10 protein-coding genes and 1 tRNA gene are annotated in these 14,262 nt (G+C 71.7%); 3 read left to right on the top strand and 8 right to left on the bottom strand.

The annotated features are described in order from the left end of the window. Positions 1-552: 552 nt before the first annotated feature. Both AB8Z75_RS20545 and AB8Z75_RS20540 read left to right on the top strand, forming a co-directional pair. Positions 553-1,323, top strand: coding sequence for an ABC transporter ATP-binding protein (locus tag AB8Z75_RS20545; RefSeq protein ID WP_369204079.1), 771 nt, complete (start codon positions 553-555; stop codon positions 1,321-1,323). 10 nt (positions 1,324-1,333) lie between these two features. After that, a complete protein-coding gene (locus AB8Z75_RS20540; RefSeq protein ID WP_369204077.1) occupies positions 1,334-3,898 on the top strand; it encodes an ABC transporter permease in 2,565 nt (854 codons plus the stop codon). A 336-nt stretch (positions 3,899-4,234) separates the two neighbouring features. Here AB8Z75_RS20540 and AB8Z75_RS20535 read toward each other — a convergent pair whose 3' ends face one another. The 3 genes from AB8Z75_RS20535 to AB8Z75_RS20525 all read right to left on the bottom strand — a co-directional run bounded on the left by AB8Z75_RS20535 (position 4,235) and on the right by AB8Z75_RS20525 (position 9,505). Next, positions 4,235-6,154, bottom strand: coding sequence for an ABC transporter ATP-binding protein (locus AB8Z75_RS20535; RefSeq protein WP_369204075.1), 1,920 nt, complete (start codon positions 6,152-6,154; stop codon positions 4,235-4,237). Next, entirely contained in the window at positions 6,154-7,887 is a 1,734-nt protein-coding gene (locus AB8Z75_RS20530) for an ABC transporter ATP-binding protein (protein WP_369204073.1), read from the bottom strand. Before AB8Z75_RS20530 ends, AB8Z75_RS20535 begins: the two co-directional genes overlap by 1 nt. A 211-nt stretch (positions 7,888-8,098) precedes the next feature. Further along, complete coding sequence (locus AB8Z75_RS20525) at positions 8,099-9,505, bottom strand: FGGY family carbohydrate kinase (protein WP_369204071.1); 1,407 nt, start codon at positions 9,503-9,505, stop codon at positions 8,099-8,101. A 433-nt stretch (positions 9,506-9,938) separates the two neighbouring features. On the opposite strand from AB8Z75_RS20525, the gene AB8Z75_RS20520 reads away from it, so the two are divergent. Then, entirely contained in the window at positions 9,939-11,027 is a 1,089-nt protein-coding gene (locus AB8Z75_RS20520) for a MalY/PatB family protein (RefSeq protein WP_369204080.1), read from the top strand. 193 nt (positions 11,028-11,220) lie between these two features. Here AB8Z75_RS20520 and AB8Z75_RS20515 read toward each other — a convergent pair whose 3' ends face one another. The 5 genes from AB8Z75_RS20515 to AB8Z75_RS20495 all read right to left on the bottom strand — a co-directional run bounded on the left by AB8Z75_RS20515 (position 11,221) and on the right by AB8Z75_RS20495 (position 14,033). Next, entirely contained in the window at positions 11,221-11,754 is a 534-nt protein-coding gene (locus tag AB8Z75_RS20515; RefSeq protein ID WP_369204069.1) for a hypothetical protein, read from the bottom strand. A 176-nt stretch (positions 11,755-11,930) separates the two neighbouring features. Further along, on the bottom strand, positions 11,931-12,461 hold the full coding sequence (locus tag AB8Z75_RS20510) for a hypothetical protein (RefSeq protein WP_369204067.1): 531 nt from the start codon (positions 12,459-12,461) through the stop codon (positions 11,931-11,933). 192 nt (positions 12,462-12,653) lie between these two features. Further along, a complete protein-coding gene (locus AB8Z75_RS20505) occupies positions 12,654-13,265 on the bottom strand; it encodes a Clp protease N-terminal domain-containing protein (RefSeq protein WP_369204065.1) in 612 nt (203 codons plus the stop codon). A gap of 6 nt (positions 13,266-13,271) precedes the next feature. Next, complete coding sequence (locus tag AB8Z75_RS20500) at positions 13,272-13,505, bottom strand: hypothetical protein (RefSeq protein WP_369204063.1); 234 nt, start codon at positions 13,503-13,505, stop codon at positions 13,272-13,274. 454 nt (positions 13,506-13,959) lie between these two features. Continuing rightward, a tRNA-Ile gene (locus tag AB8Z75_RS20495) sits at positions 13,960-14,033 on the bottom strand. Positions 14,034-14,262 lie beyond the last annotated feature (229 nt).

Raw genomic sequence — 14,262 nt, 5'->3', positions numbered from 1 at the left:
GGCCGSCCGGSCCGGCCCGCCAACAAGCCGGTTCCGGCTCGCCGCGGCCCGGCCCGTCCGGCCCGCCCCGGCCCAGCGCGTCCCGGCCCGTCCGGACGAGCGCGCTCTGCCATCCCGCTTGCGCGCCCCGGCGAAACCGTCGCCCCCGAGCTCGTACGCGCCTCGCCGGGGCCCGTTGGGCGAGCGAGGAAGTCTTCCCGACCGCGAAGAAGGCACGCGGACCCGACGAGGCCGTATCCGGCCCGTGTACGGTCTGGCACCTGCACACCCCCAGCCTTGCCCGCCGCCGCCGGCCGAGGCAGCGTACGCCCGCGTCCTGACGCCGCATCAATCCCCCTGGGCGCGGAGGCACGGGCGCTGGCCGCCAGTGGGGGCGGACCCCGACCGGAGTACCGAACCGGCAGGTGAACCGGCCAGGGCCGTGCGCCGTGGAGTGCTCAGCACCCCGCGATGGTGTAGCTGGCTCCACCATCGATACGGGATTCAGGAGGTTCGTGTTCCTCCTCGGCTCTCGCATACGGTGCAGCTGCCGACAATCGGAAGGGCAAGTAGATGACACCGGAATGGGGAGGGTCCGTGGCCACGATGGGCTCGCGGACAGCGGCCATGAGGCTGGACTCCGTCACGAAAACATACGGCAAAGGGGACAATGCCGTCACCGCGCTACGGGGAATCTCCCTGGAGGTTCCCCGCGGCACCTTCACCGCTGTCATGGGCCCCTCGGGTTCCGGTAAGAGCACCTTCCTGCACTGCGTCGCCGGGCTCGACAGGCCGACCACAGGTCACGTCTACCTCGGCGACACGGAACTGGCCGGCATGAAGGAGGCCGCGTTGACGGCCGTCCGCCGGGAGCGGATCGGCTACGTCTTCCAGGCCTACAACCTCATGTCGGCGCTGACGGTCGCACAGAACGTCACCCTCGTCGCGCGGCTGGCGGACATGGCCGTGGACGAGGCGTGGCTGCGCGAGGTACTGACCCGGGTGGGCATGCACGAACACGTCGACCGCCGGCCCAACCAGCTCTCCGGTGGCCAGCAGCAGCGCGTGGCGATCGCCCGCGCACTGGTGACCCGGCCGGACGCGCTGCTGGCCGACGAGCCGACCGGCGCCCTGGACACCCGCACCAGCCAGGAGGTCCTCAAGCTGTTCCGGCAGATCGTGGACGAGATAGGCCAGACCGTGCTGATGGTGACCCACGACCCGGTCGCCGCCTCCTACGCGGACACGGTGCTCTTCCTCGCCGACGGGCGGCTGGCGGGCCAACTGCACCGGCCCTCGCCGACGCAGGTCGCCGAGCACATGACGCACCTCGGCGACTGGTGAGGCGACACTCGTGTTCGACATCGCATGGAGCACCATCAAGAACCGCAAAGGCGGGTTCATCGCGGCGTTCATCGCCGTGATCTGCGGCTCGGCCGTGATCACCGCCTGCGGCGTACTGCTCATGTCGGGACTGCTCTCGGGCGTCGCCCCCGAGCGGTACGCCGGTGCGACCGTCATGGTCGGCGGGCAGCAGACCAAGGACGTCAGTCAGAACTTCGACCCGAGCTTCCCCGAGCGCGTCACCGTCCCGGCGTCGATGGCCGAGCAGGTCTCCCGCGTCGACGGCGTCGAGAAGGTCGTGCGCGACCACACCGTCGAGATGAACCTGCACAAGGACGACGGGAGCGCACGAGGCGAGTCCGTACGGCTCGACCACCCGCTGTACGGCCACGGCTGGTCCTCGACCGCGCTGGGCCCCTTCGAACTGGCGGAGGGCACCAGGCCGGGCAGCGCCGGAGAGACGGTGCTGGACACCGGGCTCGCCCGCAGGGCCGGGCTGAAGGTCGGGGACACCGCGCGGCTCTCGGTCGGGACGACACCGCACGCCTACCGGGTCGTCGGCCTGGTCGACGCGCCCGCGAACGGCCTGGACCGGCAGTCGGCCGCCTTCTTCACCGACGCACAGGCCACCGCTCTCTCCCCGCGCCCCGACCGGCTGACCGCGATCGGCGTCCTGGGCGAGGACGGGACCGACGCGGGCGACCTCGCGGGAAAGATCAACGAGGCCGTCGCCGGGGCCGAGGTCGTCACCTACACCGGTGACGAGATCGGCGACCTGGAGTTCCTGGACGTCGGCAAGTCCCGCGGCTTCCTCGTCCCGCTGTCCGCCTCGTTCGGCGGCACGGCGCTCGGCGTCGTCATCTTCGTCGTCTCCTCCACCCTCGGCCTGGTCATCCACCAGCGCCGCCGGGAGCTGGCGATGCTGCGCGCCATCGCAGCGACGCCGCGTCAGGTGCACAAGCTGATCGGCAGCGAGGTGCTGCTGGTGGCGGTCGTCGGAGCGGTGCTGGGCGCGGCGCCCGGCTTTCTGGCGGCCGGACTGCTGCGGGACGCGTTCGCGCACGTCGGCGTGTTGCCGCAGGACTTCGAGCTGTCGTTCAACCCGCTGCCGGCCGTCGCCGCCGTGCTGCTGACCGTGCTGGGTGCGCGGCTGGCGGGGTTCATCGCGGCGTTCCGCATCGCCAGGATCCGGCCGGTGGAGGCGCTGAGCGAGTCCGAGACGGAGCAGGAGGAGCTGGGCGGCACCCGCAAGAGGGTCGGTGTGGGCCTGCTCCTGCTGGGCCTGGTGGCGTCGATCGTGCTGCCACTGGTCATCCCGGGCCAGGTGGCGATCGCCGGGGCCGGCGGGTCGCTGGTGGTACTCATGGTGGGCAGCGCGCTGATCAGCCCCATCCTGGTGCAGGCGGCGACCCGGATGCTGACGCCGCTGTTCAAACGGTCCCGGGTGAGCGGCTTCTTGGCCGGCGCCAACAGCAGCGCCAATGCCCGCCGGCTCAGCAGCGCGGTCGTCCCCCTGGCGCTGGGCACCGCGATGGCGCTGATGCAGCTGTCGATGCTGAACACCGTCGAGGCGACGGCCAAGGACCAGGCGGCGACCGGTGTCGTCTCCGACTACGTGGTCACCAGCGACACCACGGGCCTCTCCACCGACCTGGCGCGGAAGGTCCGCGCCCTCGACGGTGTCGAGACCGTCACGCCGGTGGCGCGCTCGCAGGTGCTGCTCAACTACATCGAGATCGACAAGCCGGCCTCCAACCCCTTCAGCGCCCAGGGCCTGGACCCGCGCGACCTGGACCGCACGCTCGACCTCGACGTGCGCGAGGGCAGCATGGACAAGCTGCGGGGCGACACGGTGGCCCTCAGCTGGATCGCCGCCGACACGGCACGGGTGGACGTCGGTGAGACCGCCGACATCAACCTCGGTGACGGAGTGCACAAGAAGCTCAAGGTCATCGCCGTCTACGGCAAGGGCCTCGGCTTCGGCGACGTCACCCTGCCGCACCGGATGCTGACCGAGCACACCGCCAACCAGCAGGACGCGGCACTGCTGGTCAGCGCCGGCAGCGGCGGCGCGTCCCCGCAGGTGGAGGCCGGGCTGGAGAAACTGGCCGAGCGCACGCCCGGCCTCACGGTGAACAGCCCGCAGGAGTTCAACGCCGTCCAGCAGGGCCAGTTCGCCCAGCAGTCCTGGACGAACCTCATCGCCAACGCGCTGCTGATGCTCTACGTCCTCATCGCCGTGGTGAACACCCTGGTCATGGCAACGACGGGCCGCAGCCGCGAGTTCGCCATGCTGCGCCTGATCGGCGCCAGCACGCGGCAGACACGGCGGATGATGTTCCTGGAGTCGTGGGTCGTGGTCCTCACCGCGCTCGCCGTCGGAACGGCCATCGCCATCCCGCCTGCCGTGGGCTGCGCCCTGGGCTTGACGGGCCAGCCGATCCCGCACGTCCAGCCGCTGGCCTGGGGCGGCATCGTGGTCTTCGTGGCCCTGCTGGGGTGGCTGTCGATCAGCCTGCCGACCCGCTCGGCGCTGCGGAGCCGCCCCATCGACGCGGTGTACGCGGGCGAGTGACCGCCCGCGGCTCCAGCAGTTCGCGGGCGGACGTCGCCGTCCCACCGCGGGAGGCGTCGTAGGCGTCGTCTCCCCGTGCAGCGGGCGGCGTGGCCGGTGGTCGCACCGGCCACGCCGCCCGCTGCGGCCCGGCGGGCCCGAGGCCCACCGGGCCGCTGGGCACGGCCTCGCCGGGCATTGGCGGGAGCGCGCCGAGGCCCGCGCCGCGCGCGAACGGAGCGCGCCGAGGCCCTCTCCGGCACGCGGCAGTCCCGCGCCCTCGTCCCTGGCCCTCCTGAGATCGGGCTCTGCTGAGATCGGCTCCGCCGAGACCGGGCTCCGCCGAGACCGCGGACCCTAGTCCACCTCGACCACGGCCTCCGCGAACTGGGACTTGTACAGCCGCGCGTACGCGCCGTCCGCGGCCAGCAGGGCCTCGTGTCCGCCCTGCTCCACGATGGAGCCGTTCTCCATCACCAGAATGACGTCCGCGCCCCTGATGGTGGAGAGGCGGTGGGCGATCACGAAGCTGGTCCGGTCCGAGGCGAGGTGCTCCATCGCGCGCTGGATCAGCACCTCGGTGCGGGTGTCGACGGAACTGGTCGCCTCGTCCAGTACCAGGATGACCGGATCAGAGAGGAAGGCGCGGGCGATGGTGATGAGCTGCTTCTCACCTGCGCTCACCGTCGAACCCTCGTCGTCGAGCACCGTGTCGTAGCCGTCCGGCAGCGTGCGGATGAACCGGTCGGCGTGCGCGGCGCGCGCGGCCTCCTCCACCTGGGCGCGCGTCGCCCCCTGGGCGCCGTAGGCGATGTTCTCCGCGATGGTGCCGCCGAACAACCAGGTGTCCTGGAGCACCATGCCGATCCCCGCGCGCAACTCCTCGCGGGACATCGCCGCGATGTCGGTGCCGTCCAGCAGGATGCGGCCCGAGCGGACCTCGTAGAACCGCAGCAACAGGTTGACCAGCGTCGTCTTGCCCGCGCCCGTGGGGCCGACGATCGCCACCGTCTGGCCGGGCTCGACCGCCAGGGACAGGTCCTCGATCAGCGGCTTGTCCTCGGTGTAGCGGAACGAGACCCGCTCCAGCTCCACCCGGCCCCGCAGCCGGTCGGGCCGCTGGGCGTGGGCCTCGTCGGGCTCGGCGGACTGCTCCTCGGCGTCGAGCAGTTCGAAGACCCGCTCGGCCGAGGCCACCCCCGACTGGATGAGGTTCGCCATGGAGGCGACCTGGGTGAGCGGCTGGCTGAACTGCCGCGAGTACTGCACGAACGCCTGCACGTCGCCGATCGACAGCGCGCCGGACGCCACCCGCAGCCCGCCGACGACCGCCACCAGCACGTAGTTGAGGTTCCCGACGAACATCATCGCCGGCTGCATGATGCCGCTGATGAACTGCGCCATGAACCCGGCCTTGTACAGCTGCTCGTTCTGCTCGGCGAAGACGGTGGCCGACTCCCGCTGCCGCCCGTAGACCTTCACCAGCGAGTGGCCCGTGTACATCTCCTCGATGTGCGCGTTCAGCGCGCCCGTGGACTTCCACTGGTCGACGAACTGCGGCTGCGCGCGCTTGCCCACGCGCGTGGCGACCAGCGCCGAGAGCGGCACGGTCACCAGCGCGACCAGCGCCAGCAGCGGCGAGATCCAGAACATCACGCCGAGCACACCGACGATCGTCAGCAGCGAGTTGACGATCTGGCCCATCGTCTGCTGGAGCGTCTGCCCCAGGTTGTCGATGTCGTTGGTGACCCGGGAGAGCACCTCGCCGCGCGACTGCTTGTCCAGGTAGGACAGCGGCAGCCGGGACAGCTTCGCCTCGACCTGCTCACGCATCCTGAAGACCGTCCGGCTGATGGCCCGCACCGAGATCCGCGTGCCCCACAGCATCAGCAGCCCGGCGGCCACGTAGACGGCGGCAGCCGTCAGCAGCACGCCGCCCACGGCACCGAAGTCGACGCCGTGGCCCGGGGTGAAGTCCATGCCGGAGAGCATGTCGGCGGCCCCGCCGTCCCCGCGCTCGCGCAGCCCGTCGAGCGCCTGCTCCTTGGTGAGCCCCTCGGGCAGCTTGCCGCCGATGAAGCCGCCGAAGACGAGGTCGGTGGCGTGCCCGAGGATCTTCGGGCCGATCACGTTCAGGGCGACGCTGGCGACGACGAGAGCCAGCATCAGCAACAGCCTGCCGCGCTCGGGGCGGAACTGGCCGAGCAGCCGTTTGCCGGACCCCTTGAAATCCATCGACCGCCGGGGCGGTGCTCCGCCCATTCCGGGACCACTCATCAGGCGGCCTCACTTTCGGTCAGCTGGGACAGCACGATCTCCCGGTAGGTCTCGTTGCTCTCCATCAGCGCGTCGTGCCGTCCCGCGCCCACCACGCGCCCCTCGTCCAGGACGAGGATGCGGTCGGCGTCCCGGATCGTCGCCACCCGCTGGGCGACGATCACCACCGTCGCCTCGGCGGTCTCCCTCTCCAGCGCGGACCGCAGCGCCGCGTCGGTGGCGTAGTCCAGCGCCGAGAAGGAGTCGTCGAACAGGTAGATCTCGGGGCGGTGCACCAGTACCCGCGTGATCGCCAGCCGCTGCCGCTGCCCGCCGGAGACGTTGCTGCCGCCCTGCGCGATCTCCGCCTCCAGGCCGCCCTCCATCCGCTCGACGAAGTCCCTGGCCTGTGCGACCTCGAGCGCGTGCCACAGCTCCTCGTCACTGGCGTCGGGGCGGCCGTAGCGCAGATTGGAGGCGACCGTGCCGGAGAACAGGTAGGGACGCTGCGGCACGAGCCCGACGGTCGAGGCCAGCAGGTCGGGGTCGAGGGTGCGCACGTCCTCCCCGTCGACGAGGACCTGGCCCTGGGTGGCGTCGAACAGCCGCGGGATCAGCCCCAGCAGGGACGACTTGCCGCTGCCCGTGGAGCCGATGACGGCCGTCACCTCGCCGGGACGCGCCACCAGGTCGACGCCCTGGAGCACGGGAGCCTCCGCGCCCGGGAACCCGAACCCGGCGCCCCGCAGCTCCAGATGGCCGTGCCGGCGCAGTTGGCGCACAGGTGCCGAGGGCGCCACGACGCTGGACTCGGTGTCGAGCACTTCCTGGATGCGCTCGGCGCACACCTCGGCGCGCGGCACCATCATGAACATGAAGGTGGCCATCATCACCGACATCACGATCTGCATCAGGTAGGAGAGGAACGCGGTCAGCGCGCCGATCTCCATGTCCCCGTTGTCGATGCGGTGGGCGCCGAACCAGACCACGACGACACTGGAGAGGTTCACGACCGTCATCACGACGGGGAACATCAGCGCCATCAGCTGGCCGGTACGCACCTGCAGGTCGGTCAGGTCCGTGTTCGCCCCGTGAAAACGGCGCCGCTCGAAGTCGTCCTTGACGAAGGCGCGGATGACGCGCACCCCGGAGATCTGCTCGCGCAGGATCCGGTTCACCTGGTCGAGACGCTCCTGCATGGTGCGGAACAGCGGCCGCATCCGGCGCACGATCAGCGTGACGGCGACACCGAGCACGGGGACCACGCCCAGCAGCACGGAAGAGAGCGGCACGTCCTGGCCGAGCGCCATGAAGATACCGCCGAAACACATGATCGGCGCGGTGACCACCAGCGTGAACGCCATCAGCGTCACCATCTGGACCTGTAGCACGTCGTTGGTGGTACGGGTGATCAGCGACGGGGCGCCGAAGTGGCCGACCTCCCGGGCCGAGAAGGACTGCACCCGGTCGAAGACCCCCGCACGGACGTCCCGGCCGAGCGCCGCGGCGGTGCGCGCCCCGAGATAGACGGCACCTATGTTGCAGACGACCTGCACCACCGAGACCGCCAGCATCAGGCCGCCGTGCCGCAGGATGTAGCCGGTGTCGCCGACGACGACACCCTTGTCGATGACGTCCGCGTTGAGGGTGGGCAGATAGAGCGTGGCGCTCGTCTGTATGAGCTGGAGCAGGACGAGGAGCGCGATCGGCCGCTGGTAGCGGCGCAACCGGGCGCTCAGAAGGCGGATCAGCACACGGATGTCCTCGTGGTCAGTGAGGGTGGGAAGCAGAAGTGGAAGAGGGTAACTGCGTGCGGCACGTGGCCGCCTCTCCTTTTGAGTTTTTTCCACCGCAACCCCGGCCAAGTCCTGGCAAAGGGAAGGGTTACGGGGCTGCGGGGTACCGCGGGGCTGCGGCGAGACTGCGGCGGGGGCGCGCCGGAGCGGCGCCGGAGCCGCGCCGGGATTACACCGGCAGGGCGCCCGGGTACATCTCCTCGCGCACCGTGACGTACTGCTGCCGCACGGCCTGCCCGACGGCACGCTCCTCGCCCGCCTCGAACACCTGGCAGGCCGCGGCGGGCCACTGCGGCGGATAGCCCGACCCGGACAGCGCCCAGGCGGCCTGCCGCGCCGCTCCGATCGCCGCGTAGTCGGCGGGCTCGGGCACCACCACCTGAGCGTCCAGCAGCGCGGGCGCCGCCGTCCGCACTGCCTGCAGATTCGCGGCCTGTCCCAGCAGGAAGACCCGGCGCACCGAAACCCCCCGGCCGCGCAGCACCTCCAGCGCGTCGGCCAGCCCGCACAGCATGCCCTCCACGGCGGCACGCGCCAGGAACTCCGGCTTCATGCTCTCGCGCCGCAACCCGTGCAGGGAGCCCGCCGTGTACGGCAGCTGCGGAGTCCGCTCACCCTCCAGATACGGCAGCAGCACCAGCCCCGAGGAACCGGGCGTCGACTCCGAAGCCAGCTCGGACAGGCCCTCCAGATCGGTGCTCAGCATCCCGGCGGCGCCCCGCAGCACCCGGGTCGCGTTCAGCGTGCGCACCACAGGCAGATACATCCCGGTCGCGTCCGCGTACGAGGTGATGGTGCCGGTCGGGTCGCCCAGCGCCTCGTGATGGACGGCGCAGACCGAGCCGGTGGCGCCCAGCGAGATCACCGCGTCGCCCAGCCCGAGCCCGAGCCCGAACGCGGCGGCCATCGTCTGCCCCGTACCCGCGGAGATCAGCAGCCCCTCGGGTGTGTGCCCGGCCGGCTGGGAGGGACTGACGACCTCGGGGAGCCGCGCCGGACGGCCCAGCGCCAGCTCCACCAGGTCCGGCCGGTAGGACTCGGTCGCCGCCGACCAGTAGCCGGTGCCCGAGGCGTCGCCCCGGTCGGTCACCCGGCGCTCCGGGCGCCCCAGCAACTGCCAGACCAGCCAGTCGTGCGGCTGCATCACCTCGGCCACCTGGCGGGCGGCCTCCTCCTGCTCGCGCGCCAGCCAGCGCAGCTTCGAGACCGGGTGGGAGGCCTGGGGCACCGTGCCCACGGCCTGCGCCCACGCCTCGCGTCCGCCCAGCGCGTCCACCAGGTCGGCGGCTGCGGTCTGCACCCGCTGGTCGTTTCCGAGCAGGGCGGGCCCGACCGGGGCGCCCGCGTCGTCGAGCGCCACGAGGCCCTGCTGCTGTCCGGAGACGCCGATGGCCTGCACGTCGGCGAGCTGCCCGCCGCCTGCCGCCTCACCGAGTGAGAGCAGCCAGGACTGCGGATCGTCGCGCTCCCCGGGGTGCGCGGCATGGCCGTGCCGCACGATCGCGCCCGTCTCCGCGTCGCAGACGACGATGCTTGTGTACTCGGCTGAGCTGTCCAGTCCGGCGACTATCCCCATGGCCGGAATGATGCCTCATAGGTACCCGTACCGGACCCGGCCCCCCGCACCCGTGATCCATGCCTCATCCCGCCTGGCTGTCCGCCCGCCCGTACGCGCGCACTGTCGCGTAGCGTGCCGGGCCGTCCTAGCGTGAGAGCGGTCACCGTCGTGCGCAGTGCAACGCCCCCGCACCACGAGACGTCCTGAAGCCCGCACGGTGAGACAGCACCGAAGCCCGCGCCCTGAAATCCACCGCAGCCCGCGCCGCGAGACCTGAGCGCAGCCCGCACCGCGAGACCCGAGCGAAGCCCGCACCGCAGACGCCGTGAAGGGAGCCCACGTGACCCGCGCGACCGAGCCCGAACTGCCGCCGCACCCGAACGCCGGCACCGCACGCCCGCCCAACCCCCTGCGCCACCTGACCCTCGACCAGCTGCGCCGACGCACCAGCATGAAATGGCGCGCCTACGCGCCCGACGTGCTTCCCCTGTGGGTGGCCGAGATGGACGTGCCGCTGGCGGAGCCGGTCGCCGAGGCGATCACCGAGGCGGTGCGGCTGGGTGACACCGGCTACCCGGCAGGCCCGGTCTACGCTCAGGCGCTCGCCGACTTCACCCGGCGCCGCTGGGGCTGGGAGGTCCCACCGGAGCGCACGGCCCTCGTCCCTGACGTGATGCTCGGCGTCGTGGAGGTGCTCAAGCTGATCACCGGGCCCGGGGACGCCGTGGTGGTCAACTCCCCGGTCTACACGCCCTTCTACCAGTTCGTGACGCACCTGGGCCGCCGGGTGATCGAGGCCCCGCTGAACGGGGCGGGGCGGCTGGACCCCGCCGCCCTGGAGACCGCCTTCGCCCGGGCCGTCGAGGGCGGTCGCCGCGCCGCCTACCTGCTGTGCAGTCCGCACAACCCCACCGGCACGGTGCACACGGCCGACGAACTCACCGGCGTGGCCGCCCGCGCGCAGGCACACGGCGTGCGGGTGGTCGCCGACGAGATCCACGCGCCGGTGGTGCTGCCGGGCGCACACCACGTGCCCTACCTCTCGGTGCCCGGCGGCGAGCACGCGTTCAGCCTGATGTCCGCCTCCAAGGCGTGGAACCTGGCCGGGCTCAAGGCCGCGCTCGCTCTCGCGGGGAGCGAGGCCGCCGACGACCTGGCCCGCATGCCCGAAGAGGTGGGTCACGGCCCCAGCCACCTGGGAGTCCTCGCCCACGCCGCTGCCCTGCGGCACGCCACCGGCTGGCTCGACAGCCTGCTGGAGGGGCTCGACCACAACCGGCGGCTCCTCGCCGGCCTCCTGCGACGCCACCTGCCCGGCGTCGGCTACCGCCCGGCCGAGGGCACCTTCTTGGCGTGGCTCGACTGCCGCGCCCTGGGGCTGGGCGACGATCCCGCCGCCGTCTTCCTGGAGCGAGGGCGGGTGGCCCTCAATTCGGGCCCCGCCTTCGGCACCGGGGGAGCCGGGCACGTGCGGCTCAACCTGGCGACCTCGCCCGAGATCCTCGACGAGGCCGTACGCCGGATGGCCTCGGCCGTGTGAGCCCCGCGGTACGGGCTTCCAGGCCAACCGCTCCGGAGGCGACCCGTTCCGGAGGCGACCCGCTCCGGGGGCGACCCGTTCCGGGGCACACGGCGGACCCGTGACCGGTCTGTACGGCCACGGGTCCGGAGTGCTGCGCGGTGCTGCGCCGTCCTGCGGGGTGGTGCTGCGGGGTGGTGCTGTGGGGCCCGGGTCAGCAGCGCTTCGAGGAGTAGGCGAAGTTCTGCTTGCTGTCGCCGGGGGCGCGCACCACGCCGCGGGCCGCCGTGCAGTGGCGCACCGTGTCCGCGGGGTACGACCAGAAGGACGCCGCCTTGGTGCGGTTCCAGCTGCGCAGGCCCACCAGCTTGTGGGTCTTGAAGTCGTACACGGCGATGTTGGTGGACCAGTGCGGGTGCTTCTGCCGGAAGCTCTTCCACACGTACAGGTAGCCGTAGTTGCGCTTGCAGCGCGGCGAGTAGAACTGCTTCACCGACGCGATGACGTGGCCCTTGCGCTTGATGTGGCCGGTGGAGCCGATCTGGTAGGCGTCGGCGCACACGCGTGCCTGCCGGGCCGAGTCCTCGAAGGGGCTGGACTCGGGGGCGGCGTTCATGGCCGTCGCCCCGCGGTCGCCGCCAGGAGCGGGCGCCGGACCGGAACCGGCCTGGGCGGCACCGGCGGGCAGCAGGGCCAGCGCACAGGCCGCGGCTACGAGGGCGCCCTTGACGGGCGGAAGGGTACGCATGGGTCTCCTCCTCAGGGAGAGCGTGATCTTCCGGACAAAAAGGCCGGATCGGGCATCACAGTAAGATCCCACGGCGTCCACGGCCGGGATTCACCCGTCACGGCGGGTCGTACGGCCGGGGTCCGGCCCGCCAACGCGGTGCCGGACCCCGGTCATTGGCCCCCGGTTGTCCGCGCTCAGCAGCGCTTCTGCGAGAACGCCTGGTAGGCCTGCGGCGAGCCCGCCGGGCGCAGGGAGCCGACGGCGGACGTGCAGGCCTCGACCGTGTTCGCCCCCTCGGTCCAGAACTCCTGCTGCTTGGTGGCCTTCCACGCCTTGGTGGCGTGCACCGAGTCGTCGTCGTAGCTGTAGACGCCCAGGGTCACGTCGTAGGGCTCGGCGGTCTTGCGGAAGCTCTCCCACACCCACAGGTAGGCGTAGTTCTCGTCGCACTTCTTCGAGTAGAACTGTTTGACGGAGGCAAGTGTTTCCGAGCCACGCTTGATCAGCGCGCGCTCGCCGATCTGCACCGCGTCGTCGCAGACGCCCGAGGCCTTGGCCAGCTTGCTCGCCGGGTTCCCCTCGGGGGAGGGGGCCGAGGTGCGGGTCAGCTTCTGCGAAGGGCCGGTGGCCGGGCCGCTGCCCGCGTACGCCGCGCCGGCGGGCAACAGCACCAGTGCCGTGGTGGCCGCGACCAGCGCGCCCTTGGAGTAACGGGTGGAGCGCATAGTGATTTTTCCCCCTCTTTCCTGAACAACGGTCGAAGACGAGACATCCGAGGCATGTGGCCGATGCGCCGGATACCCAGTAAGACACGTTGGCCCCGCCCGGGGTTGTACGCCTCCTGCGGAGCCCGCGCGAGGAGTTGACGTCACGTCAGCCACATCCGCCCCGCCCCTCTCCCCGGCCCCGAGGCGGTGTCAGGCGGCGGCCTCCCGCAGGTCGCTGAGCACCCGTTGCCTCAGGCTCTCGGGGTCGACGCCGAGCCGGGTGAAGACTCCCAGGGAGATGTTGTCGTCGGAGCGCGACAGGCCGAGTACGACGTGCTCCACACCGATGCGCCGGTCCTTGCGCGCCAGCGCCTCGCGCAGCGCGTCTTTCAGGGCCTTCTTCGCCCGGGCGGCGAACGGAAGGTGTCGGGACAGTGCGCGGGCGCCTTCTCGGTGCCGCCCGGCCGGCCCGCGGGCGCCGGTGTCGCCGGTGCTCGCCGGATCGTCCAGCGCTCCCTGCCCGAACGACTCCTCGGCGCGTCGGCGGACCTCCTCCAGGTCGATCCCGAAGGCCCGCAGCGCCTCGGCGTCCTGTGCTCCGAGGTCGTCGCCCGCCCCGCTCACCACCCCCGCGACCGCCGCCCGGCACGAGGCGGGGGTGACGCCGAGGCGCGTGAGAGTCGCCGCACCCGGCTGCTGAGGGTGGCGCAGCACCGCGAGCAGCAGGTGCTCGGTGCCGATCCACTCGTGCCCGAGCGCTCTGGCCTCGTCCTGCGGGCGGATCACGATCTCCCGCGCCTCCTTGCTGAACCGTTCGAACATCCAACCTCACCTCTCCGTCCGCTTCGCGTGCTTCTTGTGCACCGCCTGCCTGCTGACACCCAGGGCTGCCCCGATCTCGTCCCAGGACCACCCCTGGCGCCGGGCGCCGTCGACCTGGAGCGCCTCAAGCCGCTCGGCGAGCCGCCGCAACGCGGCGACGGCCCGCAGGCCGACCGCCGGGTCGCTGTTCATGGCGTCCTGAGCGGTGTGCACCGCTTCCTGCGCTTCGGTACCTGCCATGCTGTCAACCTAAGGTGACAGTAGAGGTGTGTCAACCACTGTTGACGTCCGAGAGGGGAGTGGACCTCGCCGTACTGCCGCCCACCACGGGCAGTTGGCGCGGTCGTCTCGGCCGGTCTGCTTGCCAGGGCCGCCCGTTCGCTGCGGCCCGGCCTCCAGCGGGCGCGCGCGGCCGGTGGTTGGACGTCGCCGGCAGCGTCACCGGTCAAGGGGGTGACGAGATTTCCGGGTGGTCGGATCGGCGGGTGCTCGCCGCCCGGGCGCGGAAGGAGCGGCTTCTGGGTGCGCGAACGAGTGATGCCGAGGTTCACTCGAAGGAGGGGGCGAGGGAGCGCTCCGACTCGCCCGTGGCGCTCGCGGGCCGCCCCTGGAAAGCCGGAGCGCCCCACCCGGCGTGGACCGGGTGGGGCGCTCCGTGTGCAGGTGGCGACGGTGTTTCGTACACCTGCGCCCGTGGGGCGGGTGGGACTCGAACCCACGGCCGACGGATTATGAGTCCGCTGCTCTAACCGGCTGAGCTACCGCCCCGTAACGGCGCACCGCGCACATCTGTGCGCGCCGTCTGCCGCAGCATAACCGTTCATAGGATCTCCCGCCCGCGCCGGGGGAGATCTACGCAGGTGAGGACCCCGAACCAGGGGTGATCGGTTCCCGGTCGGTGCCAACTTCTCCGAAGCGGCCCGAAGCGGCCCGAGGTGGCCCCGAACGAGAGGGACCCGTGGGCGAGGTGACGGGGGAGAGGGAGAGGAAGGGAGGG

The organism is Streptomyces sp. PU-14G, assembly GCF_041028275.1.
In the GTDB taxonomy this organism is placed as follows: domain Bacteria; phylum Actinomycetota; class Actinomycetes; order Streptomycetales; family Streptomycetaceae; genus Streptomyces.
Note: the sequence above shows the minus strand (reverse complement) of the source record. Positions and strands in the feature narration are given on the sequence as shown.